The 17,636-nt window shown below is 36.3% G+C and carries 17 protein-coding genes; 6 read left to right on the plus strand and 11 right to left on the minus strand.

The annotated features are described in order from the left end of the window. The first annotated feature begins 403 nt into the window (after positions 1-403). Complete coding sequence (gene hisA, locus H1P_RS20425) at positions 404-1,174, plus strand: 1-(5-phosphoribosyl)-5-[(5-phosphoribosylamino)methylideneamino]imidazole-4-carboxamide isomerase (protein WP_144870800.1); 771 nt, start codon at positions 404-406, stop codon at positions 1,172-1,174. Positions 1,175-1,419: 245 nt separating this feature from the next. Here hisA and H1P_RS20430 read toward each other — a convergent pair whose 3' ends face one another. From H1P_RS20430 to H1P_RS20450, 5 genes are all read right to left on the minus strand, one after another. After that, complete coding sequence (locus H1P_RS20430) at positions 1,420-2,193, minus strand: lysozyme (RefSeq protein ID WP_144870802.1); 774 nt, start codon at positions 2,191-2,193, stop codon at positions 1,420-1,422. Positions 2,194-2,300: 107 nt separating this feature from the next. Beyond that, positions 2,301-2,528: a ferredoxin family protein gene (locus H1P_RS20435; RefSeq protein ID WP_144870804.1), complete on the minus strand. Its 228-nt coding sequence runs from the start codon at positions 2,526-2,528 to the stop codon at positions 2,301-2,303. A 150-nt stretch (positions 2,529-2,678) separates the two neighbouring features. Continuing rightward, positions 2,679-3,587 carry an LD-carboxypeptidase gene (locus tag H1P_RS20440; RefSeq protein WP_144870806.1) on the minus strand — a complete coding sequence of 303 codons (909 nt, stop codon included), beginning with the start codon at positions 3,585-3,587 and terminating at the stop codon, positions 2,679-2,681. Positions 3,588-3,672: 85 nt separating this feature from the next. Further along, positions 3,673-4,062: a hypothetical protein gene (locus H1P_RS20445; protein WP_144870808.1), complete on the minus strand. Its 390-nt coding sequence runs from the start codon at positions 4,060-4,062 to the stop codon at positions 3,673-3,675. 74 nt (positions 4,063-4,136) lie between these two features. After that, entirely contained in the window at positions 4,137-6,332 is a 2,196-nt protein-coding gene (locus H1P_RS20450; protein WP_186376061.1) for a caspase family protein, read from the minus strand. Positions 6,333-6,494: 162 nt separating this feature from the next. Here H1P_RS20450 and H1P_RS20455 point away from each other — a divergent pair, with 162 nt between their 5' ends. Continuing rightward, complete coding sequence (locus tag H1P_RS20455; RefSeq protein WP_144870812.1) at positions 6,495-6,926, plus strand: hypothetical protein; 432 nt, start codon at positions 6,495-6,497, stop codon at positions 6,924-6,926. A 115-nt stretch (positions 6,927-7,041) separates the two neighbouring features. Here H1P_RS20455 and H1P_RS20460 read toward each other — a convergent pair whose 3' ends face one another. Next, the gene (locus tag H1P_RS20460) at positions 7,042-7,557 is read right to left on the minus strand and encodes a ComEA family DNA-binding protein (RefSeq protein ID WP_144870815.1); all 516 of its coding nucleotides are present in this window, start codon (positions 7,555-7,557) and stop codon (positions 7,042-7,044) included. A gap of 54 nt (positions 7,558-7,611) precedes the next feature. Next, positions 7,612-8,004 carry an SHOCT domain-containing protein gene (locus tag H1P_RS20465; RefSeq protein ID WP_144870817.1) on the minus strand — a complete coding sequence of 131 codons (393 nt, stop codon included), beginning with the start codon at positions 8,002-8,004 and terminating at the stop codon, positions 7,612-7,614. Positions 8,005-8,135: 131 nt separating this feature from the next. On the opposite strand from H1P_RS20465, the gene H1P_RS20470 reads away from it, so the two are divergent. Next, positions 8,136-8,936: an ATP-grasp domain-containing protein gene (locus H1P_RS20470; protein ID WP_144870820.1), complete on the plus strand. Its 801-nt coding sequence runs from the start codon at positions 8,136-8,138 to the stop codon at positions 8,934-8,936. A gap of 44 nt (positions 8,937-8,980) precedes the next feature. On the opposite strand, the gene H1P_RS20475 is transcribed toward H1P_RS20470, so the two are convergent. After that, positions 8,981-9,571: a Uma2 family endonuclease gene (locus H1P_RS20475; RefSeq protein WP_144870822.1), complete on the minus strand. Its 591-nt coding sequence runs from the start codon at positions 9,569-9,571 to the stop codon at positions 8,981-8,983. Positions 9,572-9,642: 71 nt separating this feature from the next. Further along, on the minus strand, positions 9,643-10,215 hold the full coding sequence (locus H1P_RS20480) for a Uma2 family endonuclease (protein ID WP_144870824.1): 573 nt from the start codon (positions 10,213-10,215) through the stop codon (positions 9,643-9,645). 116 nt (positions 10,216-10,331) lie between these two features. Here H1P_RS20480 and H1P_RS20485 point away from each other — a divergent pair, with 116 nt between their 5' ends. From H1P_RS20485 to H1P_RS20495, 3 genes are all read left to right on the plus strand, one after another. Continuing rightward, positions 10,332-12,008, plus strand: coding sequence for a glycosyltransferase family 39 protein (locus H1P_RS20485; protein WP_144870826.1), 1,677 nt, complete (start codon positions 10,332-10,334; stop codon positions 12,006-12,008). Positions 12,009-12,205: 197 nt separating this feature from the next. After that, complete coding sequence (locus H1P_RS20490) at positions 12,206-14,812, plus strand: dockerin type I domain-containing protein (RefSeq protein ID WP_144870828.1); 2,607 nt, start codon at positions 12,206-12,208, stop codon at positions 14,810-14,812. A gap of 353 nt (positions 14,813-15,165) precedes the next feature. Continuing rightward, positions 15,166-15,864, plus strand: coding sequence for a TVP38/TMEM64 family protein (locus H1P_RS20495; protein ID WP_144870830.1), 699 nt, complete (start codon positions 15,166-15,168; stop codon positions 15,862-15,864). Between the two features lie 169 nt (positions 15,865-16,033). Here H1P_RS20495 and psbQ read toward each other — a convergent pair whose 3' ends face one another. After that, complete coding sequence (gene psbQ / locus H1P_RS20500) at positions 16,034-16,483, minus strand: photosystem II protein PsbQ (protein ID WP_144870832.1); 450 nt, start codon at positions 16,481-16,483, stop codon at positions 16,034-16,036. 57 nt (positions 16,484-16,540) lie between these two features. Next, positions 16,541-17,383: an alpha/beta fold hydrolase gene (locus H1P_RS20505; protein ID WP_144870834.1), complete on the minus strand. Its 843-nt coding sequence runs from the start codon at positions 17,381-17,383 to the stop codon at positions 16,541-16,543. Between the last annotated feature and the right edge of the window lie 253 nt (positions 17,384-17,636).

Here is a 17,636-nt window from a genome sequence, read left to right on the forward strand (position 1 = left end):
TGCAGCAACTCGCGCTGAAAAGGTGTCAGATATTTTCCTACAGTTTTGCTTTCTTGATATTTATTGTCTAAGAAGTCCTTTTGTGACATAGCCTGACTAAATCAATAATTTAAAAGTATGATTTTTTTGCCTATGTAAAATTTCAGTCCTCTAATAGACTCTTACGCAATTTGTTACAAAAATTAAAAATTTAATTGTTTGCAATATGGGAGAAAACTCGGTTCTGTTGCCCAAAAAAAAAGAGTAGCCATATAGTAGAATAAGTAGAATAAAGCTCATTAATCGTACTCAAGACCGCAACTTTTTGCGTCAATCCCAAAGAACTACTCTACAGTTAAGGGGAAAACTAGCAGAAGACTGATATAATTCATATTCTCTCAAGCAAAAGATCGATCAGCAAACAATGGAAGTTATCCCTGCAATTGACTTACTAGATGGTAAATGTGTGCGTCTCTATCAAGGGGACTATGCTCAATCAGAAATTTTTAACGATAATCCTGTCGCTGTGGCTCGTAACTGGGAAGAGCAAGGCGCAACTAGACTTCATCTAGTGGACTTAGATGGCGCAAAAGAGGGAAAAACTACTAATTTATCAGCAATAGAAGCAATTGTAAAAGCGATATCCATTCCCGTACAGGTAGGAGGCGGATTACGCGATCGCGATAGTATCTTCCGTCTGTTAAACTTAGGAGTACAAAGGGGTATTGTTGGTACAGTAGCAGTAGAAAAACCAGAGCTAGTTGCCCAATGGTGCCAAGAATTGCCAAAACAGATAGTAGTCGGTATTGATGCTCGTAATGGTAAAGTAGCCACCAGAGGCTGGTTAGAAACTTCAGAAGTGCAAGCAGTAGACTTGGCACAAAGGATGGCAAAAGCTGGTGCTGCTGCGATTATATATACAGATATCCATCGTGATGGTACTATGTCAGGGCCTAACATGGACGCTTTAAGAGAGTTAGCTAATGCAATTGAGATTCCTGTAATTGCTTCTGGAGGTGTTAGCTCTTTAACCGATTTACTTAGCTTACTCGCGTTAGAGCCAATAGGTGTTACTGGTGCGATCGTAGGTAGAGCAATCTATACTAATGATGTTAATCTCAGAGAAGCTGTGCAAGCTGTAGGAAATGGCAGATTACAAGATATTCCCCCTGATATAGGTTCTACTTTTGCTTGATTTTTGCTCATTATTCTTTTGCTTAATTAACGCGAGTTCGATGAGTCCAAAATCTACTGGCGTTGGTTTAGTTGTCTTTTTTCTATCATTCAACATTTTAATCATTACTCTCAACACATAAAGGTGGGCAGCAATGCAACCCACCTTACTTAATAATGACTATTTTGGTTCAAACCAATTTGATTTAACTAGCTAACAGCTTTAAGCTCCAAGCTTATCGCAAGATAAGGGCAAGCGAGCTAATTTTAAGACTCTTGAACAAAAGCTACAGAAGGTGTAGTAGGGGTTAAAAATAACTGTTTTTCTCGATTTCTACGTCTGGTAAGACCTTGAATTCGGACAAGTTGTCCACGAATCTTGCCTTTGTCCCAACGTAAAAATTCCTTGGCTGCACCATTGTAGTCTTGTTGGTTGATTTTTCTGACCAGGGTACTCTTTTTGATCGAATGAACTCCTGTATTAAAAGCCAAGGAAGTCACTGCACCTAGCTGATTGCTGTTTAAGTTTACTTTGATTACAGATAAAATTTCTTTTTGAATGGTTTTTAATTCTGCTTTCAAAGCTGCATCGGCTACAGGATAAGAAATATAATCGCCGAGTCTGACTTTTCTGCCATCAATTCGCGATTGACCATAGCCAATAATCGGAGTTCCATCAGTATCTAAATAAGCAGCAGAGCGAAAACCTTCAAACTCTTTAACTAGGGCAATTGTACTGTTAGAGATCAGTGGTGATTGGGGTTTAGTTGTGGTTTTAACTTCTACTTTTGATTTTTCATCTAGAAGCGCAGTAACTGGATCGTTATTAGCGATCGCATTAAGTTCTCCAGAGACGTTTCGGGAATTTATTCGAGAAAAATCGGTATCATAACTCATAAGTTGACTTTTATTATGGTTTAAACCGTTGATTCTACTATTTTCGTAGTCTAGGGAGACTTGTTCTGTTGCGATCGCTAATGGGAGGCAGCCCAAAAAGGAAATGCTAGTCAGCAAAACTACCAAGTGAGAGTAATTGTTCAAAGCGAGATAAGGGAAATCAGTGTGTGTGAATACTCAGTATTTTTACTACACTAAGAGCCAATTATCAACCGCTATATCCATTAAAACTTGTATATTTATACGCACACTTACTGAGGAGTTTTTTGCAAGTCTGGTCTTTCCTCTTCAATAATTGCTCCTTCAACAGGGCATACCTGTAAACAGATACCGCAATCGATACAGGTAGCAAAGTCAATCCAGTACCAGTCTGTGCCTTTGGCATTTTTACTAGGTCCTTCATGAATACAAGCCACAGGACAAGCACTAACGCAATCTGCTACGCCTTCACAGACATCAGTAACAATAGTGTGGGGCATCTTTTTGACTTCCTAATTTTTAAACATTTACTATTTAACACCTAACATTTATTACTTAAAATTTGTAGTTTCATAATAATTTATCGAACAAATACATATTTAGTATCAAAAAGAAAATTATTTCCAGTCCTCTCAAAGCGCGTCACTTTCTTATTCATCAAACATCAGTTTTCCTGAATCACCATCGAGTGTAACTTTTTGTCCTACTGGTAGTGCTGCATTTGCGCCATCATGTCCAAAGGGAAGATCGGCAACTATGGGAATATTTAAGTCTGTAAAGCGATCGCGTAATACTTCTTCCACAGTCCAGCTATTACTTCCTGGGTATGGCTCGCAACGGCTAAATCTTCCTAGAGCAATGCCTTTAACTCTGGCAAATGCTCCCATCAGTCGCCATTGGGTTAGCATCCGATCGATACGGTAAGGATACTCTGTGACATCTTCTAGGACGAGAATTACCCCATCAAAAGAAGGTTGTAGAGGAGTTTTTAATAAATGAGTAGCTACGGTCAAATTAGCAGGAAGTAAGATACCTGATGCTGTACCTCCTTGCCATGTTTTACCTTGTAAGGGGTCGAGTTTACCTGTTTGCAGGTAGTTAAACATCCTCTCTTGTGACCATTGAGGTTCTTGGGCTAGGGTAGTTAAAACAGGAGCGTGTAAGCTAGCGATCTTGACTGTTGCTAAACTCCATAAAAGAGCCGTGACATCAGAAAAACCGATTATCCATTTGGGTTTAATTGATGGTAAATCCCATTGCCAATTTTCTAACAGTCTTGCGCCACCATAACCTCCTCTAATACACAGGATGGCTTGACATTCTGGATCTTGCCAAGCATCCTGTAAAGCTTGTCTTCTAATATTGTCGTCTCCTGCTAAGTAGCCAAAACGCTTATTATAGTTCAGTCCGAACTTTACCTTATATTCATGCGATCGCCAAATATTCAATCCTGCTTCCAAAGCTGCTGTTTCTTTTAATGCACCACTAGGAGCGATCGCTTTTACTGTATCTCCTGGTACTAATAATGGTGGTAATTGATAAAAATTTGATGACACAATGAGCCAAGATAGGTAGGGTTAATTAACGCTAAATGTGAAGGTCACCAAGCCAGAGATCAAAAACTATACAGTTTTCTGATGACGATTAATTCACAACAGAATTATCTTGTTTTTGTTTTAAAACAGCAATATCTTCCATAATTTGTTTTTGTTGTTGATTAATAATTTCTAATTGTTGAATAATCTGAGTAATTTTTTCTGGATCGATAGCTAAGTCATTACTATTAATTATGGCTGCTATTTCTGGCGATTCTTTTTTAAGACCTAATAGAGATTTTATTAATAAAACAGGAGATTTTAATAACCAAATCCACAATCTATCTAATAATTGAGCGATTGCAGAAAAAAGGCGAAACAGCAAAACTACGATTAAAAATAAACTAACTAAAGAGATTATGGGATGTTGCAATAGCCAAGCAATAAAAGGGTGTTGTTCGATCCAGGGATTAATTAAAGATTGAATGGCAACTTCCATAATCAGCTATCACCTTATTAGTTATCATTTATCATGTGTTACTGTTACTATTCATTCATCCTCGATCTTGGACTTTAAACAACATCATAAACAAATTGGAGACTTGTCCAATTGTTAACATCCAAAGCATAAACATCGGTGGTAGAAGAAATAATTTCTGCATTAACAGCACTACTACCATGTAAATCTTGTAAAATTGCTGTTGCTATTTCCAAAGGATTTGATAAATTAAAAATTTGTTGTCCATCCGATTTAACAGTGGGTTGTTGAGACACTAAATCAAGAGTATTTGCAAAAGGTTTAATTCCCAATATTAAATATATTTTAGCAATACCAAGAGGTTGAGAAACTTTCCATTTCCAAGATTTGCTATTCTGGGGAATTGCGATCTGATTTTTTGCAGCAATTTTGAGATTATCGGGAATAGTATTTTTGTCTTTGGCGGTTAATTTTTGAGGGGTATAGAGGGTAATAAATTGTTCCTCACTATCTACTCCTACTATGATGCCATATAAATCGCGATCGCTTTGATTGTCAATTTTTAGTTTGATTTCTGAACTACGCTCTAAGGTAGGAATATTTCGCTTCAATTGTAATTTAGTAGCAGCGCGAAGGGAATTTTTTTCTATTAGGGTGTAATTTTTACCTACTAATTCTAAAGTGGCAGATACGGGAATAGTAGAAGAGTTATCATTGACGGTTAATTCTAGCCATTTCGCTGCTAATAATTTATTAAAATAGGGTTCTAAACGACTAACAGCTAGTTTTACTACTTCTTTGGCTTCTCCTGGGGTATTGAGGATTAATTTACCTCTAGGGGTATATAAACCATAGCTATGAGATGATTTTTCTGTAGACTGGGAATCCCCTTCTATTTTTTTATCTACCATGAGGGGAATTTTCCCCAGTAAGCAATCTGCATAGTCTTCTCCTGCGGTAGCTGCTGCTTTTATGGAGGGAACATTAGCGAAAGCACTGGTAGCATCTACCCTCTCAATGCGTTCGAGATGGTTATCTAAAGCAACGTTTAAGCCTAAGTTGCGGGGTAGAATTCTGATTGCTTCTTGTACGGATTGATTGACCAGAGAATCTTTGTCTACTGAACTGGATTTTTTGAGTAACTGCGCTTTTGCCATGATACCTTCGCGCGATCGCAATTGTAACATATTGTTCTCTGTGGACTCAGCCAAGGTAAAACAAGATTCTTCTTGATAAGCATCTAGCAAAGCAAAAGATAAAGCGGTTAGCTGTAAATTAACCATTCCTTTGGAATCTATACTTTTAACAAAACCTTCCCCTGGTGATTGTTGCGCTAAGGCATTATTAGCTAGATCGGATTTAATTTTACCTGTAACTTTTGGTTGCTGTTGTTTTTCACTCCAACTACTGACACTATTAGCTGTTTGTTGGAGCGCAACCTGAATATTCGTTTTGGGTGTAGTTTGCCACAAGTACTCGGTTAAAGCATAAGTTAACAAACCAGCACTAAAATTATCCCATGTTCCTTCTAATGCGATTTGATTTTGTTCCGCAGCAGATAATAAAATCCCTGGATTAGTAGACTCCTTGCTATAGGGTATACCCTGTCCTGCGAGATTTCTTTGTAATTGTGACTGAAAAGCCAGTTCTTCTGGACTGGGACGCTCTGCTACTTCAGAATCAGAACGTACCCTAAAATTACCCTGTAAAATTTCTTTGGTAGTTTGGAAACTGGTATCTAATACTGCGATCAGATTATCAGTTTTTAACGATCGCCCTAAGTAAAATAGAGTATCTTGTAATAAATCGTTAGCTGCGGGATTACCTTTATTGGGGATATTCGCATCTATGGGTACTAAACTATTTGCTAACTTATCATCGTCAATTTTGACTTGAGAGCCATAACCGCTAAAGTGAAACAGCACCACATCATCATCCGCAACTTGTTCGCGAAGATGTTCGATAAAGGCGGTTTCAATATTTTCTCTGGTAGCTTTGCGATCTTTTAAGGTAAAAATATCTTGAGGCTTAAAGCCAAAACGATGAATCAAAAGCTCCTTTTGTAACTCTACATCATTAACACAACCATGTAAGTGAGCTTTATGCGAATATTCATTAATACCTACTAACAAGGCTAATTTACGATTAGTAGATTGTGCCAAAGTCTCTATATAGGGTTTTAGCCATCCGCCAAACCGAGAATTTTTACTGAGTAAATTAATTCCTGTTTCTGATACTCCTACAGAAACTAACGCTAGTGCAGCTTGTTGTAAGAAAGTTCGACGATCCATTCCCATGTCAGCTATTCGCTTTTAGATATCAGCTATCAGGTTATCACCGAATAGTTGTCAGTTGGAGTATAAAATGAAAAAAATCTTGATTCAACAGGTCGAATTTCCGATTGATTTTGGGAAAGATAAAAAAAATACACTTTCTTAACATTCAACCACAAGATGCTAATTAGACTATATTGGACTCAATGCACCCTTGCTAGACTAGAAAGCGAACCTATTGACACCTTTTGGGTAGAAGCTACCCAAAAAGAAGCAGAAAGCTTAATTTTTCCCTATTGTTCTTCTGATATAATCGCTAAGTCTCAAGCTTTTAGTAAATGTGATCGTGCGATCGCAGCCAAGTTTGGTAATCCTTCACATTCTTATTGTTTTTTGGTAGCTCAAGATTTAAGCACTGTTAATTCTTTTCCTGTCTACTATCCTCATAGTCCCATGTGGGAAGCGCATTCTCCTTTTAAGAAAATAGCCGAGCATCATATTAATACATTAGAAGAGTTAAAAACTTTTATTCCTTCTATTGGTCTTGAGTCATTACCTCATTTTGAGATGGTGAAGGCTAAAAAGGAAAATAATGTTTCGTTGCTAGTGTAATGTTTCCCATGAGTTTTCACAATTAATTTAGGTAATTAGATTCAAGAAAAATGTTATAGCCCAACAACAATTTATTTATGTTGGGTTTTTAATAAATAAAACTGACTGATTACCGTTAAAGCTCTACATCATAAATTAACTTAGAAATTAATTCATTACCTAAATCTAAACGAGACTGCAAATCAGCAAAATTACGATATTTCCCTTTGGTTTCTCTTTCCTCAAAAACTAGATTAGCTAAATTATCATCCCATAAAGATATTTGTTTTATTTCTGCTAAAGATGCTTGATTTAAGTTAATCTTTTGAGGACTTAAAATACTAAGGCGATCGTAATAAGCAAAGTACAGAATAGGCTCGAATGGCAATAATCTAGTAACAGGAATATTAATCGTAGCTGCAACATCTTCAATGCAGACTAAATGAACTCCTCTTCTGACAAGTTCTACTAATACCTTGGCTTGATGAATTGAGATCCCTGGTAAACGTAGCCAATCATCAACATTAGCTTGATTAACATCGATTTTAATCCCTAATTTAGCTGCAATTTCAATCTCAGTTAATGATTGAAAACGATAAAAAGGATCGTTACGAATTTTATTTGCGATCGCTATTTTTTGGAAATGAAACATCTAATTTAACAATCAATAATTAAATTTTTTAAGGTTATATTTCATACATGGATACTAACTGACTTTTTCTAATAATTGACGACGTTTCTGCTCAAATTCGTATTCTGTCATCAAACCATCTTCCCTGAGACTATCTAACTTTCTTAAAGCATCAGCGATCGCTTGTACTTGTTGCGCCTCATCAACTGCATACTTACCCTTAGCGATACCATTAAACTGGTATTCAAACTGTTCTCCATCCTGAACAACATACCAAACCAGATCGATCGCACAGGCAATTCTGGGTATGGGTGTAGACCACAGTAACAGATATATGATGCCCCATAAAGGCTGTCCCAGATAAAATTTCTGTAATCCTGCAAGGGGTGTTATTGTACCTAGTAAGGCTAGGATAATCGCTATACGGCGATTTTTGTAGTGGCTGAAGAACTTATCGAAGGTTAACATCCGCTTTCAATGAGTTTAATCCGTTTTGTATGTTAGAGTAGCTCATTTTTGTTCGATTGACGAAAAATAATCTGGCTATCCTTATATATAATTTTTTCATTGGATACCCTGTTGGTTATAAAGTTATTAAAATGAAAAAATGCGTTATTCTTAATAGTGGTTTGGGAGCTTGGGCTTTTCAAGAATTAGCTGACAATTTAGCTAATGAATTAAATATAAAAATTTCAGAAACTCCTGGTGATTATAATTATGTTCTGGCTTGGGATAAAACCTTAGAAAATTTTGTTGATAAAAGTTTTATTCCTTTTGAGGGAATTAAATTAGCCTCTGATAAGCGGGAGCAGGCAAAAATATTTAAAGATAATAATATTCCTACTCCTGAAACTCATTTATTAAATAATTATCAGGATGTAATTAAATTTATTGGTAATAATTTTAGTCAATGGTGTCTTAAATATCCTGTCGGTTGTGGTGCATCTGGACATCGCATAATTAATAATGTTGCAGATATTCCTCAAGATTGGCTACGCCCTTATGTAGTGCAGAAATTTATCTATTTAGATAATCCGATGGTTTATCGTATTTATTGTGCTGGTAAAAAATTATTGGGCTGGAATGTACGAAAATTTCCCCAAGGAGTAAGTAAAAAACCTTGGGTAGCTCATGCCCAAGGTGCAGTGTATGAAATACTAGATCGAGTACCTAATGAAGTGATTAATATTGCCACTAAAACTTTAAAAATAACTCGTTTATTTGATTCTTTTGGTTGTGTAGATTTCATTCAAGATAATCAAGGCAAATGGTTAGTCCTAGAAGTTGGTACAGATGGTATATTTAACCACGTAGATCGTCATATTGAAAATCAAAGTTTAGAAAAAGAGTTATCAGAGAATATTGCTAAAGCTTTTTGGTTAAATTTGAAAAAAAGTTAAATTCTTTTTGTTTTTTTTATATACTATGGTGGTTAGTGTTCACTTTACTTTTCTAAAGCATCTCGATAGGCAATGACGGCTTCTGTTTGATTATCATAATTTATGAACTGACTCAATAAAGCAAAATCTAGATTGGGTAAAAATTCACTGTTATTAATTTGTTGATATTCTGTTTGTTTTAAACGATATAAAATAAACTGCTCATTTTGCCAGAACCAAACCTCTATTACTCCTAAACCTTTGTAAACAGATAATTTATCAATACCACCACTAGTTAGAGCAACTTCAATCGCAATATCTGGAACTTCTTTTAGCTCTCCTAAACAATAACATTCATCTGGTTCTAATCCTCTTTGGGCTGCTTCTTTCCGAAAAGTTGTATTGCCATAACCGTTAAGAGTAAGCCTTTTTTCTACAGCGTACATTTCTAGCAATCTAGCGATAATTGTTTTTAGCCTTTCGTGTTCGGAAGATGTTCCCATAATTTCTAATGTTCCTTCAAGAAAAGTCATGCGTAACCCTGGAAATTGATCCATAAACATAGAAACTAGATTGTCATACTGTTCCCAAGTAACTCCATAAAGAGTTATTTTTCCTTCTGGTTTGGGTAATTTATTTTGATTTAAAAGTTTCATGATTTTATTATTTATACGTATGTTTTTTTATTAAAATATTTAACAGCGATCGCCTTTAGAAGATAATTAACCTATTCAGAAAAATCTACATCTTCATAAAGATCATCAATTGATCCCGTAAAATCAATACTATTTAATTGGAACTGCTTGTTTTCTTGCGTATAAAATTGTATTGTCCGCAAATTTTCTTCGGTGCGACGTAAACATTCAATTCTGGCTTTGTTGCTATTAATCAATATATATTCTTGTAGCATTTCTAAAGATTGATAATCAACAAATTTATCTCCGCGATCAAAGGCTTCTGTAGAATCAGAAAGCACCTCTATAATAAGACAAGGAAATTGTTTATAAGTAGTATTTTCGCGATCTTTTCCTGCACAACTCACCATTACATCAGGATAATAAAAACAATTTTTACTTTCAATTCTGGCTTTCATATCAGAAATATATACTCGACATCCTGAGCCACGCAGGTGATTACGCAATAAAACAGCTACATTCAAAGCTATTGTCACATGAGTATCTGTAGCACCAGCCATCGCATAAATTTTTCCGTTAATATATTCGTGTTTGATTGGGCTATTTTCTTCCATCTGAATATATTCTTCAGCATTGAGATAGGAGTCTTGAGGAGAAGCAATCATGATCTGAAAAAGACAATACAAGAGAATAATACAAATATTCTAGATTAATTTATCAAAAGCTCCGAACGATATTATTATTTACTTCAGATTCCCCATCAGTAACGCCTAAATTGTTAATGAAAAAACTACTGAAGAGACAGCATTACATTCATTTAGCTTTGTTGTGTATTTGGCTAATAATTGGGGCGGTTTTACGTTTTACTAATTTGGGATTAAAGCCCCCCTGGTCTGATGAATGGGCTACTTTAGTATTTAGTTTGGGAAATAGTTTTCGCACTATCCCCTTAAATGAGATAATTTCTCTGGATATGTTGCTGTCTCCTCTGCAAGTGGATGTGACTCAGACAGCTAGGGATACGATTAATAATTTATTGACGGAAAGTACCCATCCTCCTTTGTATTTTGTTTTAAATCATTGGTGGTTGCAACTGACTGGGCAGAATAATAGTTTGGTTTCTATTTGGTGGGGTAGGTGCTTTAGTGCTTTGTGGGGAATTGCTGCAATTCCTGGGATGTTTGCTTTGGGTTATTTATGGTTTCGTTCTTTGATGGCTGCTCACATAGCATCAGTATTAATGGCGGTTTCTCCTTTTGGGGTTTATTTGGCGCAAGAAGCTCGTCACTATACTCTGGCTATTTTGTGGGTAATGGCATCTTTAGCTTGTTTAGTGATTGCTTGTAGGGTGGGCATTGCCCACCTTACGCCTAAAATTATTTTGATTTTAAGCTGGATTGTAATTAATGTGCTGGGTGTAACGACGCATTACTTTTTTACTTTGGCTTTGGTAGCAGAAACTTTGGTTTTAGTTGCTTTTTGGTGGAAAGATATTGTTCGGGATAAAAATAACCTTTTAAATCGCTATTGGCAAAGAATTTATTTAGCTATTATCGGTACAGTTATCGGTTGTCTTCCTTGGTTGTATATTTGGCGGAGTATTCCTGATAATCAACTTACTAGCTGGGTATATCAAGAAAATTCTTGGCTAAAATTTTATGAGCCGATTGGCAGAATATTCTTGTGGTTAATTACTAAGATCGGTTTGCTTCCAGTAGAAGGAGTTTCGGAAACAGTTACGATCGCATCAGGTATAATCATTTTATCTACTCTAGGCTGGCTATTTTCTTTTTTTCTTAGGGGTTATCAACAACTCAAAAAAAATCAAGATACTCAACTAGCAATAATTATTATAGAGCAATTTGTTTTAAGTGCGATCGCTTGTATTTTAATTATTACCTATACAGTGGGTGCAGATTTAACTTTATCTTCTCGTTTTCAATTTTTTTATTTTCCTGGTTTCTTACTCTTTTTAGCAGGAATTTCCCATTATCTTTGGCAAAAAAAACAACAGGTTGTTGTTGTCTTGATTGCTTTAGGTATTTGTGGCTCTTTAACCATTAATCATAATCTTGCTTTTCAGAAAGTAGAAAGACCTGATGTGGTTGTACCAGTGATGGTAGAAGCTTATGATAAAATACCTGTTATTATTGCTATTCAACATTATACCCACGGACAAACTGGGGAAATGATGAGTTTAGGCTGGCAGTTTCAAGAATTAATTAATCAGCAGCAAATAGCTTGGCAACCTCAGTTTTTTCTCGCTCATCAAGAAATAGCAACCACAGACTATCCCTTTTTAAGTGAGCATCTCAACTCAATTACCCATCCTTTTCAGTTGTGGTTAGTAAATTTTTCTCCCACTCCAGAATTAGCAAATTCTCGCTGTATCCCTGACCAGAATTATCAACGTAGAGCAACAGGATACAAATACAGATTATATAGCTGTAATTTATAAAGTTTTCTTAAAGTAACTAGAAGCTTTATAAAGCTATCTCGAAGTTTACTTTAACAGCATAATTCTTTAAAATTCTTTATCAGTATTTTGCTAAAAATTTATTTTTTCTTGATTATAAAATAGCGAATATTTCCCTTTTCTTTATTTAAAAAAAGCGAGAATATGTATATATTGATAGGCTTTAAATATACTTGGTTATGAAAATAGAATTTGATTATCGCTTCGATACAAACGGATTTTTTGATGCTCCTGAAAGACGTGCAGCTTTAGAATATGCAGGAGAAATTTGGTCTAATTTATTACAAGATGACTTTGAAGCAATTCCTGTTGGAGCAGAATTTACCACCACTAATCCTGCTACGGGAGAGGCAGAAACTATAGTTTTAGATACAGAAATTGATGATTTATTGATTTTTGTTGGTAGCAACACTTTAGAAGATGGAGAAAATAATCCTAATGCCAATTTAAGAAATAGTGATTATCATCTGGAAGCTTGTTGTTGTTCTCATTGCTCTCATCATTCTGGAAAAACTGTCAATTTATCTCAACCAGGTGTTTTAGAAGAAGAAGAAATTATCGATACAGATAGCTTACTTGCTCAAGCACAAGTTAACGGTACAGACTTACAAGGAGATATCTTTCAAAGAAGAGTAACGAGTAATTTTCGCGATGGCGGAGTAGCTACAGACTTTGAACCTTGGGCGGGTACAATTAGCTTTAGCGGTAGTGATAGTGTCAATTGGAATTTTGATTTAGAAAATACAGATGACTCTAGTATCGACTTTGTTTCTGTCACGCTTCATGAAATTGGTCATATATTGGGCATTGGAGTTGCACCTATTTTTGATAGTTTAGGAGCTAGTGGCTCTTTTACAGGAGTTAATGCTGTAGCTGCTAATAATGGAGCAGCAATTCCTTTAGAAAATGATTTAAGTCATGTGGTTGAAGGATTTTCTGGTAATGGCGTTTTACTCGATCCTTTACTCAATGAAAATCGCAGCTTACCCAGTGATTTCGATTTAGCTATTTTGGCAGATATTGGCTATGAAATTGCAGGCTTTACCAAACAAGGCTTCACTCCTGAAATTGCTACCGATAAAGCAGAAGAAATTGTGGGTAGTAACGTTAATGATGTCATTGATGGTTTGGCTGGAAATGACCTAATTCAAGCTAATGATGGCAACGATACTGTCAATGGAGGAGTTGGTAACGATAGTATTTTTGGTACAGCAGGAGAAGATTTCCTATTTGGCGATGTCGGAATAGACTCGCTTCATGGAGGTTTGGGAAGAGACACTTTAGATGGTGGTGCAGATAACGATCTTTTAGTGGGTGCAGAAGATAACGATTTAATCTTCGGAAGAGACGGTGATGACGAGCTTCAAGGTAATGCAGGAGAAGACACCATCCAAGGAGGTGTTGGAGATGATACTTTATTTGGACATGAAGATGCAGATTTTTTATTGGGAAATAGAGGCAACGATCGCATACAAGGAGGTATCGGAGATGATAGCCTTAAAGGACATGAAGATAACGACACTATCTTAGGTCAAGAAGGCAACGATATTCTTGATGGTGGTACTGGAGATGATGTTTTAGTCGGAGGAGCAGATAGCGATCGCTTTTTCTTTGGTATTAATAATGGTAATGATACCATTAATGACTTTACTGTCGGCGAAGATACTATCGAAATTGCTGCGGATTTAGGTTTTAATAACGCAAATGAAGTCTTAGCAGCGATTACTAATAGTGGTGCGACTACTAACCCTGAAGGTTTATTTTCAGAAGTTACTCTCAGCGAAGGCAATACGATTAATATCTTCCACAATACCGATTTAATAGCCGATAGCTTTTCTATTGTTACCGAATCTAGTATTAGTGCTAGCATTTTTAATATTGTTAATTTTACTCCTAACAGTAGCGGTTTTACAGTCAACTTTGACGATCGCTTAAATACTGAAGTACTAGATCTATCAGATTTAACTTTAGTACCAGAAAGTACAGGAGAAGAGGTAGCTGGCTCTTTAGTTTGGGATGAAAGCAGCTTGAGATTATCTTTTGTCTCATCTGGTGGTATTCTGGAAAGCGATCGCTATAACTTAACTCTTGCTAGTGAAGAAAATAGCTTCATCTCCGAAACAGGAGAACTTTTAGACGGTGACAATAACAGTCTTGCAGGAGGAGATTTTGTTACCCAATTCACTATTGATAGTACAAATCAAAGAGTTTTAGCCCTCGATGATTTTAATGTCTCTACAGGAGAGGATGCGACTTTAGATATCTCTCTAGATAATGGTGCCAATATTACTAAAGCCGAGTTTACCGTTACTTACAATCCAGACATACTAAGCATTAGTGATGTTGTAATTGATGCTGAATTAACCGATGATTGGACAATCACCACCGAAGACTTAAACACTCCAGGAATGGCAATAATTACTGTGGAGGGAACAACCGCTTTAGATTCAGGAGAAATAGATCTAGTTCAACTACAAGCTACTATCCCCGACACTGCAACCTATGGAGTATCCGATCTTATCACCATTGAAGATATAAGTCTCAATGAAGGTAATATTACTGCTACAGGAGATACCGCAGTTCAACAAGTAGCTTTAATTGGAGATGTCAATGGCGACGGCAGCTATTCTAGCCTGGATAGTTATCTAATTTCCCAAATGGCTGTAGGTTTATCGGATAGCTTGGATGCTTTTCCTGTAACCGATCCTCTTTTACTGGCTGACATTAATCAAGATGGCACAATCTCAGCTTTAGATAGTTTCTTGGTTGCACAAGAGATTAATTAATGTGACTTAAAATTAGCTCTAAGCTATTAGAGCTAGTTAAACAAAAATCGAGCCTCGGACAAACCCCAAACTATCTTGGTAAAAGGTAAACAGGTTAGGGTTATGGTTAAGCCATTGCACAAAACGATAAGAGTTCTCTGTTTCATTGGTTATGGTTAAGCTCCAATCTGAAACACAGACCACATAATCATTATAGTTATATTTAGTTGTTTTTTTCGTTTAAGTCCCGTTAAGCATAATTGAGGTTAATTCTAAGCTAGTTCTCAACAAGAGATGCCATAACTTCAATAGGACTTAAATCAAAAAGCGGTCTGCCTTTGGCAGCGCGGTGCGATCTCAATACTATTAAAATTATGGTTGAGCTAAATTTACTATTAACTAATACATTAAAACCTACCTCAGAATTGGTTAACGGATTCAGCTTAAATCCCTCAGAACTATTACATTCTGTTTTACTATGGGTTCAAAGTTTAGGTTATGTAGGTGCAGTAGCTTTTATTTTAATTTATATAGTTGCTACCATTGCCCTAGTTCCAGGTTCGATTCTTACTTTAGGTGCAGGGGTATTATTTGGCGTAGTTTGGGGTTCAGTCTACGTACTAATTGGAGCTATTATTGGAGAAACATTTGCCTTTTTACTCGGTAGATATTTAGCAAGAGATTGGATTGCGAAAAAAATTGCTAATAATCAAACATTTGCTGCTTTAGATCGAGCTATACATCGAGAAGGATTAAAAATTATCTTCTTAACTCGTCTTTCTCCGATCTTTCCTTTTAGCTTATTAAATTATGCTTTTGGTATCACGGGAATATCATTCAGAGATTATTTTCTCGGCTCAATTGGGATAATTCCCATGACGATTACCTATGTTTATTTTGGTTCTCTTGCAGGAGATTTAGCAACTATCGGAGAAGCAACCCATCTAGCAAATCCCGAACTACAGTGGACAATTAGAATTATCGGTTTTCTAGCCACTATTGCAGCAACTGTTTACATTACTCGTATTGCTCGTATTGCTTTAGATAAGTCTTTAGGGGATGTCATCAATTAAACTCTTTTGTAACTCTCCAATGAATATGAACATAAAAAAAAGGGGCTGTGTCACCAACCCCTCATCAGAAGTTGAATTAATTTCAGAATGGATCGGAAAGCTTATTGAAAAAAAATCGGGTGTGCAAAGCTTCTAATTATAAATTGCCATGTCCATTGGTAATCAATAATTAGCTTGCTCGATCGGGAATTAAATCGAGATAGCTATCAAAATCGGCGATCGCTTTACCGTATTCTGTAGCAACTATTTTTGCATCTTTTTCTTTAGCAGCAGCATCTAGGTTTTCTAAGCGTAAGAAGATATCTTCAGCTATTTCTTTGGCTTGTTCTGCATCATCAGGAAGCAAAGTATTAGATAAATAACGGAAATCTCTTCTTAAGAATCCTAAAGGACCGTGAATATAACTTCTGGTATCTACCCAATCTTGTTCGCCAATAAGTTCACCGAGTTTGGACATATTGTCTCGCGCAACATCTATAGGAATACGATAGGTTTTGATAGTTTGTAGTTTTTCAGGAGTATAGGTAGGAGGAGCAGCAGCTTCAGGACTACCACAACTTACTAACACTGTGGCAACTAAAACGAGCATGACGGAGAATATAGATCGAAAAATTTTCATGTTTCCTAAGAGCTTACTTTATTAACTTATTTTTAATTTTCGCAAGAATCTGCCACTTTATAACACTTGACGGCGAAAAAAGTCGGTTATTTCTCCAGTAATTTCTTGTGACCAATGTTCTTGGGGATAATGTTTGGCTTCTGGTAGTTTAGTAAAATCGATCGCAGAATTAGTTTTAGCCAGGGTTTCCACTTCAGAGGTATCTAACCAAGGATCGGCTTCTCCCCACAAGATGAGGGTCGGGAAAGTTGCTTCTTTTAAGCCTTGAGTAATTTCCGTAGTAGATTGGGATAGTTGCATTCCTTTAATAATCGCCATCAGCGATCGCCCAACCGCAGAAGTTTCTAAAAAGGGTTTGCGATGGATAGCCAACTCACCATCTTTAATTATAAACCCACTACCCCCCTCTAAAGTTTTGTCTATCTGTAAAGGGTCTTGGGTTAACATATCTCCCACAATAGGAATACTCCACTGTTTCATTTTCCAAGGTAATTTAGCATCGTTTGTTAGGGGCGTGTTGAGAATTACTAACTTAGTTATTTTATCGGGGTTGCGTAAAGCGTATTGAATACCCACCGAACCGAGAAAGCCTTGTACCACCAAGTAAAATTTATCCAGTTCTAAAGCTGCGATCAAATCGGTTAAAGCGGTAATATAGGCATCAGGAGTATAAGCAAAATCTCTTTTTCCAGGCTTTCCTGAAAATCCGCAACCAATCCAATCAGGTGCGATTGAACTAATTCTTTTTTCTGCTAAATTTGTCATAACTCCGCGCCAAGTATAGCTGTGGGTAGGCACTCCATGTAACAAAATCGCAGGTGGTTTATCACTTTCTACTTCTGTTTGACGATAAAACCATTGCAATTTACCCACTTCAATTTGACACTCTTGAACAGCCACAGTAATTTTTCCCTTAGAACAGCATCTATATGTGTTTTAGATTACAGCGTTTTGGCTCTCTAATTAAAGAGAAATTACAAGCCAAGTTATACCAAATCAAATAATGTTTACCACATATGTCAACACTGTAATCGTTCATTCCCCCCCCTAAAAAACCAGAAATCGAAGTCAAATAATTCTCAGAACAGCGAATTGATGTATGCTATGAATTATGGCTGGATTAGATAAAGATGACTTGGCACAGATGAATGAA

Source organism: Hyella patelloides LEGE 07179, assembly GCF_900659865.1.
Lineage (GTDB): Bacteria > Cyanobacteriota > Cyanobacteriia > Cyanobacteriales > Xenococcaceae > Hyella > Hyella patelloides.

What these genes read in the sequence shown, in the direction of transcription:
- hisA (WP_144870800.1), top strand. Translation starts at nt 404, where the DNA reads ATGGAAGTTATCCCTGCAATTGACTTACTAGATGGTAAATGTGTGCGT.
- H1P_RS20435 (WP_144870804.1), bottom strand. Translation starts at nt 2,528, where the DNA reads ATGCCCCACACTATTGTTACTGATGTCTGTGAAGGCGTAGCAGATTGC.
- H1P_RS20445 (WP_144870808.1), bottom strand. Translation starts at nt 4,062, where the DNA reads ATGGAAGTTGCCATTCAATCTTTAATTAATCCCTGGATCGAACAACAC.
- H1P_RS20450 (WP_186376061.1), bottom strand. Translation starts at nt 6,332, where the DNA reads ATGGATCGTCGAACTTTCTTACAACAAGCTGCACTAGCGTTAGTTTCT.
- H1P_RS20455 (WP_144870812.1), top strand. Translation starts at nt 6,495, where the DNA reads ATGCTAATTAGACTATATTGGACTCAATGCACCCTTGCTAGACTAGAA.
- H1P_RS20460 (WP_144870815.1), bottom strand. Translation starts at nt 7,557, where the DNA reads ATGTTTCATTTCCAAAAAATAGCGATCGCAAATAAAATTCGTAACGAT.
- H1P_RS20465 (WP_144870817.1), bottom strand. Translation starts at nt 8,004, where the DNA reads ATGTTAACCTTCGATAAGTTCTTCAGCCACTACAAAAATCGCCGTATA.
- H1P_RS20470 (WP_144870820.1), top strand. Translation starts at nt 8,136, where the DNA reads ATGAAAAAATGCGTTATTCTTAATAGTGGTTTGGGAGCTTGGGCTTTT.
- H1P_RS20475 (WP_144870822.1), bottom strand. Translation starts at nt 9,571, where the DNA reads ATGAAACTTTTAAATCAAAATAAATTACCCAAACCAGAAGGAAAAATA.
- H1P_RS20480 (WP_144870824.1), bottom strand. Translation starts at nt 10,215, where the DNA reads ATGATTGCTTCTCCTCAAGACTCCTATCTCAATGCTGAAGAATATATT.
- H1P_RS20485 (WP_144870826.1), top strand. Translation starts at nt 10,332, where the DNA reads ATGAAAAAACTACTGAAGAGACAGCATTACATTCATTTAGCTTTGTTG.
- H1P_RS20490 (WP_144870828.1), top strand. Translation starts at nt 12,206, where the DNA reads ATGAAAATAGAATTTGATTATCGCTTCGATACAAACGGATTTTTTGAT.
- H1P_RS20495 (WP_144870830.1), top strand. Translation starts at nt 15,166, where the DNA reads ATGGTTGAGCTAAATTTACTATTAACTAATACATTAAAACCTACCTCA.
- psbQ (WP_144870832.1), bottom strand. Translation starts at nt 16,483, where the DNA reads ATGAAAATTTTTCGATCTATATTCTCCGTCATGCTCGTTTTAGTTGCC.